16 protein-coding genes are annotated in these 16,849 nt (G+C 70.9%); 10 read left to right on the top strand and 6 right to left on the bottom strand.

Going from position 1 to position 16,849, the window contains the following annotated elements; all coding sequences use genetic code 11:
* Nucleotide 1: 1 nt before the first annotated feature.
* Nucleotides 2-775, bottom strand: coding sequence for an ABC transporter permease (locus ACWBNA_RS21240; protein WP_482706005.1), 774 nt, complete (start codon nucleotides 773-775; stop codon nucleotides 2-4).
* Nucleotides 772-1,740, bottom strand: coding sequence for an ABC transporter substrate-binding protein (locus ACWBNA_RS21235; RefSeq protein ID WP_482706004.1), 969 nt, complete (start codon nucleotides 1,738-1,740; stop codon nucleotides 772-774). The genes ACWBNA_RS21240 and ACWBNA_RS21235 overlap by 4 nt, the downstream gene beginning before the upstream one ends.
* 159 nt (nucleotides 1,741-1,899) lie before the next feature.
* Here ACWBNA_RS21235 and ACWBNA_RS21230 point away from each other — a divergent pair, with 159 nt between their 5' ends.
* Nucleotides 1,900-2,718, top strand: coding sequence for an IclR family transcriptional regulator domain-containing protein (locus tag ACWBNA_RS21230; protein WP_482706003.1), 819 nt, complete (start codon nucleotides 1,900-1,902; stop codon nucleotides 2,716-2,718).
* Here ACWBNA_RS21230 and ACWBNA_RS21225 read toward each other — a convergent pair.
* From ACWBNA_RS21225 to ACWBNA_RS21215, 3 genes are read right to left on the bottom strand one after another with little or no spacing between them, the layout of a single operon-like run.
* Complete coding sequence (locus ACWBNA_RS21225; RefSeq protein WP_482706002.1) at nucleotides 2,669-3,604, bottom strand: PDR/VanB family oxidoreductase; 936 nt, start codon at nucleotides 3,602-3,604, stop codon at nucleotides 2,669-2,671. The genes ACWBNA_RS21230 and ACWBNA_RS21225 overlap by 50 nt on opposite strands.
* On the bottom strand, nucleotides 3,601-3,771 hold the full coding sequence (locus ACWBNA_RS21220; protein WP_482706001.1) for a hypothetical protein: 171 nt from the start codon (nucleotides 3,769-3,771) through the stop codon (nucleotides 3,601-3,603). The genes ACWBNA_RS21225 and ACWBNA_RS21220 overlap by 4 nt, the downstream gene beginning before the upstream one ends.
* On the bottom strand, nucleotides 3,768-4,835 hold the full coding sequence (locus tag ACWBNA_RS21215) for a Rieske 2Fe-2S domain-containing protein (RefSeq protein WP_482706000.1): 1,068 nt from the start codon (nucleotides 4,833-4,835) through the stop codon (nucleotides 3,768-3,770). The genes ACWBNA_RS21220 and ACWBNA_RS21215 overlap by 4 nt, the downstream gene beginning before the upstream one ends.
* A gap of 253 nt (nucleotides 4,836-5,088) precedes the next feature.
* On the opposite strand from ACWBNA_RS21215, the gene ACWBNA_RS21210 reads away from it, so the two are divergent.
* Genes ACWBNA_RS21210 through ACWBNA_RS21180 form a run of 7 tightly spaced genes read left to right on the top strand, consistent with a single transcriptional unit; the run spans nucleotide 5,089 to nucleotide 12,476 of the window.
* Entirely contained in the window at nucleotides 5,089-6,390 is a 1,302-nt protein-coding gene (locus ACWBNA_RS21210) for an extracellular solute-binding protein (RefSeq protein ID WP_482705999.1), read from the top strand.
* Nucleotides 6,391-6,397: 7 nt separating this feature from the next.
* Nucleotides 6,398-7,315, top strand: coding sequence for a carbohydrate ABC transporter permease (locus ACWBNA_RS21205; protein WP_482705998.1), 918 nt, complete (start codon nucleotides 6,398-6,400; stop codon nucleotides 7,313-7,315).
* Nucleotides 7,312-8,193 (top strand): carbohydrate ABC transporter permease, encoded by an 882-nt coding sequence (locus ACWBNA_RS21200; RefSeq protein ID WP_482705997.1) that lies wholly within the window; start codon nucleotides 7,312-7,314, stop codon nucleotides 8,191-8,193. The genes ACWBNA_RS21205 and ACWBNA_RS21200 overlap by 4 nt, the downstream gene beginning before the upstream one ends.
* Nucleotides 8,194-8,207: 14 nt before the next feature.
* Nucleotides 8,208-9,338, top strand: coding sequence for an ROK family transcriptional regulator (locus tag ACWBNA_RS21195; protein WP_482705996.1), 1,131 nt, complete (start codon nucleotides 8,208-8,210; stop codon nucleotides 9,336-9,338).
* 56 nt (nucleotides 9,339-9,394) lie between these two features.
* Entirely contained in the window at nucleotides 9,395-10,921 is a 1,527-nt protein-coding gene (locus tag ACWBNA_RS21190) for a GMC oxidoreductase (protein ID WP_482705995.1), read from the top strand.
* 14 nt (nucleotides 10,922-10,935) lie between these two features.
* Nucleotides 10,936-11,547, top strand: a complete 612-nt coding sequence (locus ACWBNA_RS21185; RefSeq protein WP_482705994.1) for a nucleoside deaminase — start codon at nucleotides 10,936-10,938, stop codon at nucleotides 11,545-11,547.
* A complete protein-coding gene (locus tag ACWBNA_RS21180; protein ID WP_482705993.1) occupies nucleotides 11,544-12,476 on the top strand; it encodes a sugar phosphate isomerase/epimerase family protein in 933 nt (310 codons plus the stop codon). The genes ACWBNA_RS21185 and ACWBNA_RS21180 overlap by 4 nt, the downstream gene beginning before the upstream one ends.
* On the opposite strand, the gene ACWBNA_RS21175 is transcribed toward ACWBNA_RS21180, so the two are convergent.
* Complete coding sequence (locus ACWBNA_RS21175) at nucleotides 12,465-13,751, bottom strand: MFS transporter (protein ID WP_482705992.1); 1,287 nt, start codon at nucleotides 13,749-13,751, stop codon at nucleotides 12,465-12,467. The genes ACWBNA_RS21180 and ACWBNA_RS21175 overlap by 12 nt on opposite strands.
* 164 nt (nucleotides 13,752-13,915) lie before the next feature.
* Between ACWBNA_RS21175 and ACWBNA_RS21170 the strand changes: the two genes are divergently transcribed.
* Together ACWBNA_RS21170 and ACWBNA_RS21165 are read left to right on the top strand one after the other, a co-directional pair.
* On the top strand, nucleotides 13,916-15,967 hold the full coding sequence (locus ACWBNA_RS21170; protein WP_482705991.1) for a phosphocholine-specific phospholipase C: 2,052 nt from the start codon (nucleotides 13,916-13,918) through the stop codon (nucleotides 15,965-15,967).
* Nucleotides 15,968-16,031: 64 nt separating this feature from the next.
* Entirely contained in the window at nucleotides 16,032-16,847 is an 816-nt protein-coding gene (locus ACWBNA_RS21165) for an LURP-one-related family protein (protein ID WP_482705990.1), read from the top strand.
* Nucleotides 16,848-16,849: the final 2 nt, after the last annotated feature.

Genomic DNA, 16,849 nt, shown 5'->3' with positions numbered 1-16,849 from the left:
ATCACACCGCCACCTCCCCGCGCACCGACTGGTGCCAGGCCAGGGCCCGTCGCTCCACCGTCCGGGCGCCCACGTTGATGAACAGCCCCAGCAGACCGGTGACCACGATCAGCGCGTACATCTCGGGCACCGCCTGCGAGGTCTGCGCGACCGCGATCCGGGCACCCAACCCCGGTGCCCCGATGACGAGTTCGGCGGTGATGGTGAGGATCAGGGCGACGGCCGCCGCCAGTCGGACCCCGGTCATCACGTACGGCAGCGCGGTCGGCCACAGCACGTACCGGACCCGAGCCCAGGTGCCCAGGCCGTAGGACCGTGCCGTCTCCTCGGCGACCGGGTCGACGTCCTGCACGCCGTAGAGGGTCTGGATGAGGATCTGCCAGAAGGAGGCGTACACGACGAGCAGGAGCACCGAGCGCAGTTCGGTGCCGTACAGCAGCACCGCCAGGGGGATCAGGGCGACCGAGGGGATCGGGCGCAGGAACTCGATCGTCGAGGCGGTCGCCTCGCGCAGATACGGGACGACGGAGATCACCACGCCGGCGACGATTCCCGCGCAGGCCGCGATCGCGAGGCCCAGCGCCCAGCCGGTGAGGGTGTCGCCGAGCGCCGACCAGAAGGCGCTGTCGGCGAGTTCGTCCGCGAAGGCGCCGGCGATGCGGCTGGTCGGCGGGAAGTAGGCCTCCTTGACGAGGCCGAGCCGCGGCACCGCCTCGCCCAGGGCGAGGAAGGCCGCGAGCCCGGCGGCGCCGAGGACCGCGTTCTCACCCTTCACGGCAGGAGCGCGTCCAGGTCGGGGGTCTTCTTGAAGAGCCCGTCCTGCTCACCGAGCTTCGCCAGTGCCTCGATGGAGGCGCGGTTCGCCTCGGCCGGCCACTTCGGCAGGGTGACCTGCGCCAGCACCGACGCCGGGATCTTCGTGTACGTCGTGACGACCTCGCGGACCTCGTCCGGGTGGCTGTCGGCGTACGCGAGGGACTCGGCGGTGGCCTCCTCGAACCTCTTCACCACGTCCGGGTTCTTCCGGAGATACTGCGCCGACGTGAAGTACATGGCGACGGTCAGGTCCGGCGCCACGTCGATCAGCGGCGAGTCGATCTCCACACCGCCCTGGCTCTTGACGGTGGCGAGCGCCGGCTCGACCACGCTCGCGGCGTCGATCTGCCCCTTGTCGAGGGCCGCGGGCATCTGGTCGAAGGCGAGCTCGACGAACTTCACCTTGTCGGGGTCGCCGCCCGCCTTGCGCACCGACTCGCGTACCGCGGACTCGTTGATGTTCTTGAGGGTGTTGATGGCGACCTTCTTGCCCTCCAGCTCCCTGGGCGAGGTGATGGCGCTGCCCTTCTTCACCACGAGGCCGTTGAAGTCCTTGCCCTGCACGCCGGTCGAGGCGATGCCGTTGACGACGGCCTTGACGGGGACGCTGTTGGACTGGGCGATCATCAGCGAGGTGACGTTGGAGAACCCGAACTGGTACTGGCCCGACGCCACGGCGGGCACGATCGCCGCACCGCCCTGAGCGGCCGTCAACTCCAGCTTGAGACCGCGCTTTCCGTAGAAGCCCTTCTTCTGGCCGAGGTAGAGGGGCGCGACATCGACGATCGGGATGAGCCCGACCTTGACCGTGGTGGTGCCCCCGGACGACTCGCTCGCGTCCGACGAACCACCGTCGGACGAGCCGCAGGCCGTCCCGGCGAGCAGGAAGGCGCCGGCGGTGAGACCGGCGAACAGACGACGCATGGGCTCCTCCTGTGCAGACAACGGTGCAACGGTGTTCCGACAGGTTGTGCGCAGACCGCACAGTAGTGCGCAGGCCCGCTCAGCGGGAAGGTAGAACTCGCAACGGTTCAGGGTCAATTGGGCCGGAGACCACATGGTTGACAGTGCTGGAGGCGCCGGATGCCCGAGCCAGTCCGAGCAGCGCACTTCGTGAGGTCCTTCGAGCACGGCCTCGCCGTCATCCGCGCCTTCGACGCCGAGCACCCGGTGCGCACGCTCAGCGAGGTCGCCCGCACCTGCGACCTGACCCGCGCGGCCGCCCGCCGGCTGCTGCTGACCCTCGCCGACCTCGGCTACGTCCACCAGGACGGCCGCACGTTCCGGCTCACCGCGCGCGTGCTGGAACTCGGCTACTCCTACCTGTCGAGCTTCTCACTGCCCCAGATCGCCGAACCGCATCTGGAGCAACTCGTGGAGCGCACCAGGGAGTCGTCGTCCCTGTGCGTGCTCGACGGCGACGACGTCGTGTACGTGGCCCGGGTGCCGGCCCGCCGCATCATGACCGCGGCCATCACCGTCGGCACCCGCTTCCCGGCCCACGCCACCTCCGTGGGCCGGGTCATCCTCGCCCATCTGCCGGACGAGGAGCTTCAGGCGCGGCTCGCCCGCGCCGACCTGCGTCCGCTGACCGCCCGCACCATCGTGTCGGTGAAGGCGCTCCGGGCCGAGCTCGACCGGGTACGCCGGCAGGGATACGCCCTCGTCGACCAGGAACTGGAGGAGGGGCTGCGCTCGATCGCCGCCCCGGTGCGGGACCGGGGCGGCGAGGTGGTGGCGGCGGTGAACATCCCGGTGCACGCCAGCCGCAACTCCCTGGCGTCGGTGCGCCGGGACCTGCTGCCGCCCCTGCTGGCGGCGGTCGCCGGGATCGAGACCGACCTCGGGCTGTCTACAGGTCGAGGACGAGCCGCCTGCCCCGGCACCGGGACACACAGATGAGCATGGTCTCCCCGGCCTCCCGCTCCTCGTCCGTGAGCACCGAGTCCCGGTGGTCCGGGGTGCCTTCGAGGACGTCGGTCTCGCAGGTGCCGCAGGTGCCCTCGGTGCAGGAGAACAGCACCTCGACGCCCGCGGCTCGCACGGTGTCGAGCACGGAGACGTCCTTCGGGACGGTGAGCGTCCGGCCGCTCCGCGCCAGCTCGACCTCGAACTCGGTGGTCTCGCCCGCCTCCTGCTCCTTGGGCTGGAACCGTTCGACACGCAGCACCCCGGCCGGGCACCGCGCCTCCACCGCGTCGAGGAGCGGCCCGGGACCGCAGCAGTAGACGAGGGTGCCCTCGGGGACGTCGTCGAGCACCGGGCCCAGGTCCAGCAGACCGGACTCGTCCTGCGGGGCGATCGTGACCCGGTCCCCGTAACGCGCCAACTCGCCTGCGAACGCCATGGATTGACGGCTCCGGCCGCCGTACAGCAGCGTCCACTCGGCGCCCGCCGCCTCCGCCGCCGCCAGCATCGGAAGGATCGGCGTGATGCCGATGCCGCCCGCGACGAAGCGGTAGCGGGGCGCGGGGTGCAGGGCGAAGTGGTTGCGCGGACCGCGCACCCGCAGCTTGTCGCCCTGCACCAACTGCCCGTGCACATGGGCGGATCCGCCGCGCCCGTCCGGCTCGCGCAGGACGGCGATCCGCCAGGCTCCGCGGTCGGCCGGGTCGCCGCACAGCGAGTACTGGCGCTCCAGGTCAGGCCCGAGCACGACGTCGATGTGGGCGCCGGGCTCCCAGACCGGAAGCGGTTCGCCCAGCGGATGACGCAGGGTCAGGGCGAGCACTCCGTCCGCCGCGAACTCCCGCTGCTCGACGACGAGTTCGGCTTCGTACAGGGTCATGAGCTGTTTCCTTGCGGCTCGTGTCCTTGCGGGTGGGCGAGCATCCACTCCCACATCTCGATCGGGTCCTGCGAGGTGTGCTCGCGGCCGCAGTGACAGGTGCCGTGCAGGATGTCCGTGCCGGGCAGCCAGTCGATGCGGTAGACCTCGCCGGTGGGGCTGGTCACTGGACCTTCTCCATCGGCTTCGCGCCCTCCTCGACCAGACGGGCGAGGATACGGCGGGCGGCGAGGCCGCCGGTGTCGATGTTGATGCTCAGCTCCTGGTAGCCGGTGCGCTCGCTGCCGAGCGTCTCCTGGAGCAGGTTGAGCGCGTCGACGTCCTGCATGACGACCGTGTGGTTGTTGCCCCGCAGGAACTCCGTGACCTCGGCGTCCTCCGTCGCCCAGTCGCGCGAGACCATCCAGAAGTCGTACACCTTGCCGTCGGCGGACGGCGTGATGGCGTACGTGATCTCGGTGTGGAAGCCGTTCGGGTCGCTGCCGTCCGCCTCGGGCACCACACCGACCGGCGCGATCCGGCTGTGCAGCAGGTAGAGACAGGGCGCGTGGTATTCGATGTCCTGCCAGCGCGTGATCCGGCCCTTGATGCCGGTGGACTTGGCGTAGAACGGCGGGCACTCCGCGTCGTCCATGTGCCGGCTCACCCGTACGATCCCGGCGCCCTCGTCGACCTCGGTGGTGATCGGCGTCTCGGCGACCTCGGGGGTGCCGATGTAGCCGCCGTGCAGATACGTCTCGTGGGACAGGTCGAGGAGGTTGTCGACCAGCAGGCCGTAGTCGGCGTCGATCGGCTCCATGCCGCGTACCGTCACCCAGCCGGGGGAGTCGAGGTGGCGGGCCCGGGGGATGGCCTGCGGGTCGGCGAGCGCCGGGTCGCCGATCCACACCCAGACCAGGGAGTCCTGCTCGACGACCGGGTAGGAAGCGACGCGGGCGGTGCGCGGGACGCGCTTCTGCCCGGGCACGTACACGCAGGCGCCCGTCTTGTCGTACGTGAAGCCGTGGTAGCCGCAGACGATGCGGTCACCGTCGAGTCCGCTCTTGGAGAGCGGGTAGCGCCGGTGCACGCACCGGTCGTGCAGCGCGACGGGCGTCCCCTCCTCCTCGGTGCGGTAGAAGACGAGCGGTTCACCGAGGATCGTCCGGCCGAGCAACTCCTCGCGTCCGACCTCGTGGCTGTAGGCGGCGACGTACCACTGGTTCCTGGCGAAGGCGGTGGTGTGAGGCATGGAAGCGGCTCCGTCTCTCTGGTGATGGCGACATCATCCGGAAGGGCGTCAGGGCACGGCAATGCCTCTTCCGTCTCGCGGAAGGCGGGCGGCGGCCCCCGCGCGGCCCGGGCGCCCTGACCGAATTCGCTACACGTTCCGAAATTATTCGGGACGGCTCCGTGCATGTGGCCGAAATGCATCGCTCATAGCTTCGCTCCTGGGTCCGTCGGACCGAAAAAGCTACTTCCCCCTGAAATCCCAGGAGCCCAAGGTGCCCAACCTCTCCAGACGCGGTGCCCTGAAGCTGACCGCCGGCATGGCCGTTCTCGGCACCCTCGGCCTGACCGGCTGCGGGCGCGAGGGCGACACCACGGCGGCCAAAACCTCCGCCAAGCCGATCGACGACTCCCCGGCCACCGGCACCGTCAGCGTCTGGGCCGCCCAGGGCGACGCCGACGTGCTGGAGAAGGTCATCGAACCCTTCAAGAGCGCGAACCCCGACGTCACCGTGAGGTTCACGCTGATCCCGAACGCCGAGTACTACACCAAGCTCCAGGCGGCGATCGCGGCGGGCAAGGGCCCCGACGTGGCCCAGTTCTTCCCCGAGTCGCAGGCGCAGTTCCTCGACCCGTCGATCCTGCGGCCCGTTCCGGACGGCCTCGTCGACCCGGCCGGCTTCTTCAAGAGCCTGTGGGACGCGGGCGTGGTCGACGACGTGGCCTACACGGTGCCCTGGTACGCCTACACGTACGCCCTCGTCTACCGCTCCGACCTGGCCAGGAAGGCGGGCGTCGAGGCGCCGGCCACGTGGGACGAGATGGTGCCGTTCTTCAAGGCGCTCCAGGGTGCCGGAGCCATACACGGCCTCGGCGCCGACAACGGCTGGGACCTCTTCAACGGCCAGGACGTCGCGATGTACGCCTGGCAGGCCGGTGGTTCGCTCCTCTCCGCCGACGGGAAATGGACCCTCGACACACCCGCGATGGCCGACGCGCTCAGGTACAACGCCTCGTTCTTCACCTCGGGCGTCGCCGACACCGCCACGCCCACCTTCCTCGACGCGCAGCCGTACTTCGTCAGCGGGAAGACCGCCACGATGATCACCGGCCCGTGGGTGGTCGGGCAGCTCGACACCGCCGCGAAGAAGGACGGCTGGACGGCGTCCCACGTGGCCACCGCACCGCTGCCGGCCGGTTCGTCGGGCAGCGTCTCCTTCTCCGCGGGAGGCAGCTGGGGCGTGCTCGCGGACAGCGGCGACGCGGACGCGTCGTGGAAGCTCGTCCGGCACCTCGCGAAGCCCGGCACCCAGGTCGCGCAGTACAAGGCGTACAGCTCGCTGCCGGCGGTCATCTCCGCCTGGGACGACCCCGCCATCAAGAACCAGCCACTGCTCGACGCGTTCCTCACCCAGCTCAAGAACACCCGGACGTTCCCGCGCGTCACCACCTGGCAGCAGATCGCGACCCGGATGGGCAAGGAGATGGAAGCCGTGGCCAAGAAGACGGCGACCGCCGAGAAGGCCGCCGCGAACATCCAGTCGTACGCCGAGAGCCTCGGCACGGGCGCGAAGTGAGCGGCGGATGACCACCACGCCTGTTCTCGTCGGCTCCGGACGCCGCAGCCGGCGCCGCGCCCGCCGTACGGCCGTCGCCTGGCTGTTCCTCACGCCGTTCGCCCTGGTGTTCCTGCTCTACACGGCCCTGCCCACCGTCGCCGCGCTCGGCTTCAGCCTCACCGACCTGCGCGGCACGGATCTGAGGCATCCGCTCGCGGTCGACTTCACCGGCCTGGACAACTTCGTCCGTCTGTTCCGGGACGAGAGCTTCCTGCGCGACATCCGCAACACCGTCCTGTTCGTGGCCGTCGGGGTGCCCCTGACCATGGGGATCGGCTTCGGGCTTGCCCTCGCGTTGAACTCCGGCATCCGGCGCCTGCGCGGCACGTTCCGCACCCTCTTCTTCGCGCCGGTCGTCACCAACGTCGTGGCGATCGCCCTGATCTGGCAGTACGCCTTCAACGCCGACGGCACCGTCAACAAGGTGCTCGGCGCCGTGGGCCTCGCCGGACCGAACTGGCTGGACGACCCGGACCTCGCCATGCCAGTGGTGATCCTGCTCGGCGTCTGGCGCAACTTCGGCACCGCGATGGTCCTGTTCCTCGCCGGTCTGCAGTCGATCGGGGACGACGTGTACGAGGCCGCCTCACTCGACGGGGCAGGACGGTGGCGGCAGTTGCGGCACATCACGCTGCCGCTGCTGCTGCCGACCACCCTGATGGTGTCGGTGCTGCTGACCGTCTTCTACCTCCAGGTGTTCGACGAGCCGTACCTGCTCACGAACGGCGGCCCGCTCGGCTCCACCGAATCCGTGGCGCTGTACACCTACCACCAGTTCGGGGCCGGCGAGTTCGGGATGTCCTCGGCCGCGTCCTTCGTGACGCTCGTCATGGTGGCCCTGGTGAGCCTTGTCCAGTTCCGGCTGCTGCGGCCCCGCGTATGACCGCCCTCGCCGCGTCGCGGAACGCCGAAACCGCCACCGACCGGGTCGCCGCGCGCCCCCGGTCCGTCGCCCGGCCGCTGCTGTACGGCGCGCTGGTGCTGTGCGCGCTCCTCACGATGCTGCCGTTCGCCTGGGTGATCAGCGGCTCGCTGCGCGGTCTCGACGAGATCCGCTCCGACCCCGGTGCCTGGGTTCCGCACCATGTCACCCTCGACAACTTCGGGCGGCTGTTCGCCACCGAGGGCTTCGGCCGGTTCATGGCCAACAGCGTCGTGGTCGCCCTCCTCGTGGTGGCCGGCAACATCGTCGCGGCGTCGGCCGCCGGCTACGCGCTCGCGAAACTCGACTTCGCGGGCAGGCGGCTCGCGTTCGGCGCGGTCATGGCGGCGATGATGGTGCCGTTCACCGCGGTCTTCGTCACGCAGTTCGTGATCACCGTCGACCTCGGCCTGGCGGACACCCTCACCGGTATCGCCCTGCCCGGTGTGGCGATGCCCCTGTCGGTGTTCATCATGCGGCAGTACGCGATGTCCATCCCCGACGAACTGCTGGAGGCGGCCCGGATCGACGGCGCGGGCGAGTTCCGGATCTTCTTCCGGATCTTCCTGCCGCTGGCGGGCCCCGCCGTCGCGACGATCACGATCATGTCGTTCCTCACCTCGTGGAACAACTTCATCTGGCCGCTCATCGTCGCCCAGAGCATGTCCACCTACACGCTGCCGGTCGGCCTCGCCGCCACCAGCCAGGCCGCCGCCCACGTCACGGACTACGGCCTGATGCTCGCCGGCGCGATCGTCGTGATGCTGCCGGTGCTGCTGCTCTTCCTGTTCCTGCAGCGGTACTTCGTGCAGGGCATCTCCGGAACGGGAATGCGGTGAGCGGGATGTCGGGGATGAACCAGAGCGCCGTCCGACGCGTCAACACCTCCGTCGTCCTGCGAGCCCTGGCGGTGTCGGCCGGGCCGACGACGCTGACCGCGCTCGCCGGGCGGGCCGGTCTCTCCCGCCGCACGATCGAGCTGATCCTGGACTCGCTGGTCGAAGCCGGCTGGGTGGCGGAGCTGGACCGGGTGCCGGTCAGCGGCTCCGCCGGGCGCCCCGCCCGACGGTACGAACTGCGCGCCGAACACGCGCTGTTGGCGGCCGTCACCATCACCACCTCGGACGCGTCCGCGGTCGTCGCCGACGTACGCGGCCGCATCCTCGGCCGGGCCCACGGCCCGCTGCGCGCCTACCAGGACCCGCAGGTCACACTCGACGACGCGGCCGCCCTGGTGCTGGCGGCGCTCGACGACGCGGGCGGGTCGGCGGACCGGCTGCGCGCCGGTGCTGTCGCGGGCGGCGGCGCGATCGACGACGACGGAGTCGTACGGCGCCTGGTGCACACCACACACTGGGAAGGCGTGCACCTGCCCGAAGAAATGGGCCGGCGCGTCCCGGTGCCCTGGTTCGCGGACAACGACACCAACCTCGGTGCCCTCGCGGAGCGTTGGCGGGGCGTGGCCGGCGACCACGACAACGTCGTATGGGCGATCCTGGGCAACCGCACCGGCCTCGGCATCCTCATCCGGGGCGCCGTGCACCGCGGTCTCGACGGCGCCGCGGGCGAGATCGTCGAGGCCCGCTCCATACCGGCCGGCTCGGTCGAGCACCACCCGGTGGCCTGGCTGACGTCACCGGACGCGGCCCAACGCGGCGTCGCGCTCGGCCGGTTCGACGCGGCGCGCGCGGGCGAGGCGGCCGCGCTCGCCGAGGTCGACGAGTTCGTGGAGAACATCGCGTCGATCCTCACCATCCTGTCGTGGACGGTCGCCCCGTCGCTCATCGTGCTCGGCGGCGGCCTGGAGGACGCGGCCGACGTCCTGCTGCCGCGGGTGCGTGCGGCGATGCACGACGCCCGCACCCCCCCGATCGAGCTGCGCGCCACCGGTTTGGGCCGCGACGCCGCCCTCGTCGGCGCCGTCAAGCTGGCCCTCGACCGCATGGACACCGAGCTGTTCGGCCCGCTCGTCCCGCGCACGTGAGCGCACCCCCCACCCCTCTGCTCCGGCACCCGTGGCCCGACACCTGGAGTCTCACCTTGACCGACACCCCCCGCACCGACGTCCTCATCGTGGGCAGCGGCATCATGGGATCCGTCGTGGCCCGACAGCTGCGCGACACCGATCCGGCGCTGGACATCACCATGGTGGACGGCGGCAGCGCGATCGGTGAGAGTCCCGGCCTGCACCTGCACGACCTCGACGACCCGCTCCTGTGGGCCCGCTACAACGAACAGGTCGCCACCGGCGTCCAGGGCATGTACACGGGCGCCGAGGTGGTGCGCGAGGTCCCCGACAGCCTCACCGGCCTGACGCCCGGCATGGTCCACGCCCTGGCCTTCGGCGAGGACGCCGAGGCGATGCCCGCGACGGCGCTCGCCTGGAACGCGGGCGGCATGGGCGTCCACTGGACCGCCGCGACACCGTGGCCCGCCGGACCCGAGGTGTTCGACTTCGGCGACCCGGCCCGCTGGGCCGCCGACCTGGACACCGCGCGCCGGGTCCTCGCCGTCACCCCCGCCGCGATCGGCCCGACCGAGGTCGGCCGGACCGTCCTCGACGTCCTGCGCCGACGCTTCGACGGCACGGGACCGCCCGACCGGCGGCCACAGCCGATGCCGATGGCCGTCACCCCGACGACCTCGGGCCCCATGCCCCGCACGGCCCCGGGAACGATCTTCCCCGCCCTCGCGACCGGCGGGGACCCGGCCTTCACCCTGATGACCGGCACGCTCGCGACGGCCCTGCTGGTCGCGGACCACCGCGTCACCGGCGCCCGGCTGCGCCGCGTCGCCGACGGCGCCGCCTGCGAACTCCTCGCGGACACCGTGGTGGTGTGCGCCGACGCGCTGCGCACCCCGCAGCTGTTGTTCGCCTCGGGCATACGGCCCCACGCGCTCGGCCGTCACCTCAACGAGCACGCGTTCATCACCGCCCGGGTCCTGCTCGACCTCGGCCGGTTCGGCATCGGCGTCGACGACCTGCCCCTGCAGCGCCCCGGCGAGTTCAGCACGGACTCGCTGTGGCTGCCGCAGAACGGGGCGGCGCAGCCCTTCCACGGCCAGATCATGAACCGCACCTATCTGGACGAGCACGGCCGGCCCCTCGCCCACTCCGTGGGCCTGTCGCTGTACGCCCCCGTCGAGTCGCGCCCCGAGAACCGGCTCGTGTTCTCCGAGACGGAGACCGACCTCGCCGGGATGCCCCGGATGACCGTCGAGTTCGGCTACAGCGACGCGGACCGTGCGCTGATCTGCCGGGCACTGGACGAAGTCCGGTCGACCGCCGAGGAGTTCGGCCCCTTCGACCCCGCGACCGAAAGCGCGCTGCTCCCACCCGGCTCCTCGCTGCACCAGACCGGCACCGTCCGGTCCGGCGCCGCCGACGACGGCACCAGCGTGTGCGACCCGGACGGCAGGGTGTGGGGCTACGACAACCTGTACCTCGCCGGCAACGGTGTGATCCCCACCGCGATGGCCGCCAACGTCACCCTGACCGGCGCGGTGACAGCCGTCCGGGCCGCCCGTGCCATAGCCCGGCGCGACACCGCGCTCGCCACCCACTGACAGGAAGCACCACCATGATCGACATCGCCAGGCAGTACCAGGTGGCCCTGCCGGCCTGGATCGACGACGAACTGGCCGACGTGCCCGCCGTCGTCCCCGGCCGCGAGGACCGTATGCGCCTCGTGCACCGCCTCGCCGACCGCAACTGGCGCGAGGGGGACGGCGGCCCGTTCGCGGCCCTCGTCGCCGAGCGGGACACCGGCCGGATCGTCTCGGTCGGCGTGAACGTCGTCCTCGCCTCCGGCGTCTCCAGCGCACACGCCGAGGTCGTCGCGCTGGGCCTGGCGCAGACGGCGACCGGCGGCTGGGACCTGGGCGGCGAGGGCCTGTCGGCACACGAGCTCGTCGTCAACTGGCGTCCGTGCGTCCAGTGTTACGGCGCCACCCTGTGGTCCGGCGTGCGCGCTCTCGTGGTCGCCGGCGAGGGCCCGGAACTGGAGGAGATCACCACCTTCGACGAGGGCCCGCTCGGTACGGACTGGGCCGGGCAGTTCGAGGCACGCGGCATCGAGGTCGTCGGGGACATTCTGCGCGACGAGGCGCTCGCCGTGTTCCGCGGCTACCGCGAGGCCGTCGACAGCGCCGACGGCGTCGTCGTCTACAACGCCCGCGGCGGTGCCGAATGACGCCTCGCTTCGCGACCGACATCATCACCTTCCACCACCCGGCGTTCTGGAATCTCGCCTCCGCGGACGCCGTGCGCGACTGGGCCCGCCAGCACCCGGAGCGGTTCTGGGAGAAGATCATGGACGCGCTGGCCGACGCCGGGGTCACCGGCATCGAGCTGACCTTCGCACCCGGCGACATCGACTCCGCCCTGCGCGCCTTCGGCAGCGCACCGGCGTTCCGCCGTGAGCTCGCCGGCCGGGGCCTGTCCGTCGTGAGCGCCTTCATCGCCGGCAGCGACTGCCCCGACTGGCGGCACGGCGAGAACCTGGCCGCGATCGTCGCCGACGCCGAACGCCGCGCGGCCTTCCTCGCCGAGGCCGGGGCGCAACTCCTCGTCGCCGGACTGCCCATGCGGACGACGTACGGGATTCGGCCGCCCTTCTTCGTCGACGCCGCGTACATGACCCGCATGGCCGGCATCGCGCACGCGGTCGGCGAGGCGGTGTCCCGGCACGGCGTGAAGCTCGCCTTCCACACGGAGTCCAACAGCACCCTCTGGTACGAGCGGGACATCGACCTGTTCATGGCCCTCACCGACCCGCGCTACGTGTGGCTGTGCCCCGACTCCTGCCACATCGCCCTCGGAGGAGGCGACCCCGTCGCCGTCGCACGCCGTCACGCCCCGCGCATCGCCCTGGCGCACTGGAAGGACGCGGTCGGGCCCATCGACGTGGAACTCACCATCGACGACACGGTCTTCGCCCGGCAGCAGCCCTACATGGCCGAACTGGGCAGGGGCATCGTCGACTGGAAGGGCTGGGCCGACGCGATGTCCCGCACCCCTGGCGCCGGCACGGTGCTCATCGAACTGGACGAGGCGGCCGACCCGGTGGCCGCGCTCCGGGCGGGAAAGGCCGTGGCACAGCGGTGGACCTCAGCGCCGTAGCTCCGTGTGGGCCGTCTCCGGCAGCCGCAGGTACACCAGCGACGACACCAGGCACAGGACGGCGACGTACCAGGGGAAGAGCCCGGTGTGCCCCAACTCCTTGAAGAGCGTGCCCACATAGGGGGCCGTCCCGCCGAACAGGGCCACCGTCAGCGAGTAGGGGAAGCCGATGCCGGCCGCCCGCACGCGGGGCGGGAAGACCTCGGCGTTGACGGCGGCGCTGATCGAGGTGAACCCGGTCAGCAGGACCATGCCCGCGCACTGGACGAGCAGCAGGACGGCGAAGGAGTCCCGCAGGGCGTGCAGCAGCGGCACGCTGAAAAGGGCGAAGCCCAGGCCGAAGAAGAGCAGCGGCGGGCGTCGGCCGAAGCGGTCGGAGAGCAGGCCGCCGAGTGGCTGGAGCAGGCCGAAGAAGGCGAGCGAGATGGTGCCCGCGAGAAGTGCGTCCGACTTGGCGACGCCCGCGTTGAGCTCGGCGTACGTCGGCAGGTACGACGTCCACGTGTAGTAGGCGATCGTGCCGCCCGCCGTGATCCCGCAGATCAGCAGGGACTCGCGCGGATGGCGGCGCAGCGCCTCGAACAGGCCCGGCCGCGGCGCCTGTTGCTGCTCCTCGCTGCGGGTCTCCTGCGCGCCCTGCCGGATCCAGAAGCCGACCAGGCTCAGCGCGGCCCCGAGGACGAAGGGGAGCCGCCAGCCCCAGCCGTTCATCTGCCCGTCGCTGAGCGTGCCCACGAGCAGGGTGGCGATCCCGGACGCGACGAGCTGCCCGGCGGTCGTCGACACGTACTGGAAGCTGGAGAACAGCCCGCGCCGGCCGGGCCCCGCCGACTCGACCAGGAACGTCGTCGAGGCCGCGAACTCCCCGCCTACGGACAGGCCTTGCAGCAGGCGCGCGAGGACGAGGATCACGGGAGCCAGGACGCCCGCCGCCGCGTACGTCGGCGTCAGTCCGACCAGCAGGCTGCTGCCGCCCATCAGCAGGATGGTGACCGTCAGCGCGGCGCGCCGCCCGTGCCGGTCCGCGACCGTGCCCATCAGCAGCCCGCCGACCGGCCGCATGAAGAAACCCACCGCGAAGACGGCGAACGTCGACAGCAGCGGCACCAGCGAGTTGTCCGCGCTCTTGGGGAAGACCTCGGCGGCGATGTAGGTGGCCAGAAACGTGTAGGCGTACCAGTCGTACCACTCCACGGCGTTGCCCACGGAGGCGGCGAGGAGCTGGCGTACGGGCCGTTTCGTCGGCGTGGACGCCGAGGTGTGCGTCTCTGTCATGATCGCGACCCTCCCCGCGCTCCGGCCCGGCACACCCTGCGTACTCACGACTTTCACATCAGCGCCACCAGACCCTTCCCCGACGTTTGGTGCTCTTGGAACACTCCTTTCGCGCACCTTCCGTCACGTTCCGGCCATCCGTACCAGGATGAGAGGCCCCACCCATGCCCGACGTCAACAGGCGCCGCTTCCTCCAGCTCACCGGCGCCACCACGGCGTTCACCGCGCTGTCCAACAGCATCCAGCGCGCCGCAGCGCTCCCGGCCCAGCACCGCACGGGGACGATCGAGGACGTCGAGCACATCGTCGTCCTGATGCAGGAGAACCGTTCCTTCGACCACTACTTCGGCTCGCTCAGAGGCGTCCGCGGCTTCGGCGACCCCCGCCCGGTCACCCTCCAGAACGGCAAGTCCGTGTGGCACCAGTCGGACGGCACCAAGGACGTCCTCCCGTTCCACCCCGGCGCCGACAACCTCGGCATGGCCTTCCTCCAGGACCTCCCGCACGGCTGGAACGACGGCCACGCAGCCGTCAACGCGGGCAAGTACGACAAGTGGGTGCCGTCCAAGGGCGCCACGACCATGGCGTACCTGAACCGCGAGGACATCCCCTTCCACTACGCGCTCGCCGACTCCTTCACCGTCTGCGACGCCTACCACTGCTCGTTCATCGGCTCCACCGACCCCAACCGCTACTACATGTGGACCGGCTACACGGGCAACGACGGCACCGGCGGCGGCCCGGTCCTCGGCAACGACGAGGCCGGCTACGGCTGGACGACCTATCCCGAGCGTCTGGAGAAGGCCGGGGTCTCCTGGAAGATCTACCAGGACGTCGGCGACGGCCTGGACGCCGACGGCTCCTGGGGCTGGATCGCCGACGCCTACCGCGGCAACTACGGCGACAACTCGCTCCTCTACTTCGACCAGTACCGGAACGCGAAGCCCGGCGACCCCCTGTACGACAAGGCCCGCACCGGCACCGATCTCACCACGGGCGAGGGCTACTTCGACCAGCTCACGGCCGACGTCAAGGGCGGCAAGCTGCCGCAGATCTCCTGGATCGTCGCCCCCGAGGCCTTCACCGAACACCCCAACTGGCCCGCGAACTACGGCGCCTGGTACATCGCCCAGGTCATCGACGCGCTCACCTGCGACCCGGCGGTGTGGGCGAAGACGGCCCTGTTCATCACGTACGACGAGAACGACGGCTTCTTCGACCACCTGGTCCCGCCGTTCCCGCCCGCCTCCGCCGGCCAGGGCAGGTCCACGGTCGACGTCGGCCCGGACCTCTTCCAGGGCGACAGCGGCCACGTCGCCGGTGCCTACGGACTGGGCCAGCGCGTACCGATGATCGTCGTCTCGCCGTGGAGCAAGGGCGGGTACGTCTGCTCCGAGACGCTCGACCACACCTCGATCATCCGCTTCATGGAGAACCGCTTCGGCGTACACGAGCCGAACATCTCGCCCTGGCGGCGCGCGGTCTGCGGTGACCTGACGTCCGCGTTCGACTTCTCCCGCAAGGACACCCGGCCGGTCGCCCTGCCCGACACCGGCGGCTACCGGCCCCCGGACCGCGAACGCCACCCCGACTACGTGCCCACCCCGCCCGCCACCCCCGCCCTGCCCAGGCAGGAGCGCGGGCTGCGCCCCGCCCGTCCGCTCAAGTACGCCCCGTACGTGGACGGTTCGGCGGACCCGGCGAGCGGGAGGTTCACGCTCACCTTCGCCTCCGGCGCCAAGGCCGGTGCCGCGTTCCTGGTGACCTCCGGCAACCGCGCCGACGGCCCCTGGAGCTACACCACCGAGGCCGGCAAGACCGTCGCGGACGCCTGGAACTCGGCGTACTCGAACGGCTCGTACGACCTGACCGTGCACGGCCCGAACGGCTTCCTGCGCGTCTTCGAGGGCCCGAACGGCAGCGCCGGCCCCGAGGTCACCGCGCGCCACCGGGGCGACGACGTCGAGCTGGCCTTCGCCAACAAGGGCTCCGCCACCGTGCGGTTGAAGGTCACCAGCGGATACGGCGACCGGGACAGGACCTTCACCGTGCGCGCCGGCGTCACCGTCAAGCACACCTTCGACCTCACGGCGAGCAGGCGCTGGTACGACCTGACCGTCACGTCCGAGAGCGAGCCGGCGTTCCTGCGCAGGTTCGCCGGCCACGTGGAGAACGGGCGGCCGGGGGTGAGCGACCCGGCTGTCATGACTGGGTAAAGGCTTCCGGAGTGCGCGGATCCGGGCTGGTCGGGGACGGGGACACTCGGGATAGTGTGCCTCGGTGACCACGCAATCGAACACGCCTGCAGGCTGGTACCCGGATCCGCACGGAGCGGCCCAGACGCTCCGTTACTGGGACGGCGCGCAGTGGACGGACCACACGAACCAGCAGGCGGCGGCCGCACCGCAGGTGCCGCCGCAGCCGGCCGGCCCGGACCAGCGCGTCCAGCACCAGGTGCAGCAGCAGGCCGGGGTCGCGGCGGGCGGCCCCGGCGGCGGCAGTCTGTTCAGCGAGCCGGTCCTGGTGGTGAACCAGAAGGCCAAGCTGATCGAGCTGACCAACGAGTACAAGGTCATGGACCAGAACGGCAACCAGCTCGGCTCGGTCGTCCAGGTCGGACAGAGCGCGCTGAAGAAGGCCCTGCGCCTCGTCGCCAGCGTCGACCAGTTCCTGACGCACAAACTGGAGATCCGCGACGCGTACGGGCAGCCCGTTTTGGTGCTGACCCGTCCCGCGAAGTTCCTCAAGTCACGGGTGCTCGTGGCACGTCCGGACGGTCAGCCGGTGGGCGAGATCGTCCAGCAGAACATGATCGGCAAGATCAACTTCGCGATGAACGTGGACGGCCGGCAGGTCGGCGCGATCAAGGCGGAGAACTGGCGCGCGTGGAACTTCGCCATCGTCGACCACACCGAGAAGGAGGTCGCCCGGATCACCAAGACCTGGGAAGGCCTCGCCAAGACGATGTTCACGACCGCGGACAACTACGTCCTGCAGATCCACTACCAGCTGCCCGAACCGCTGCTGAGCCTGGTCGTGGCGACGGCCCTGACCGTCGACACGGCGCTCAAGCAGGACTCGCGGGGACTCGGCTGAGC

The organism is Streptomyces sp. Q2, assembly GCF_056820935.1.
The sequence above is the reverse complement of the archived record's forward strand: the minus strand, read 5'-3'. Positions and strand labels throughout refer to the sequence as shown.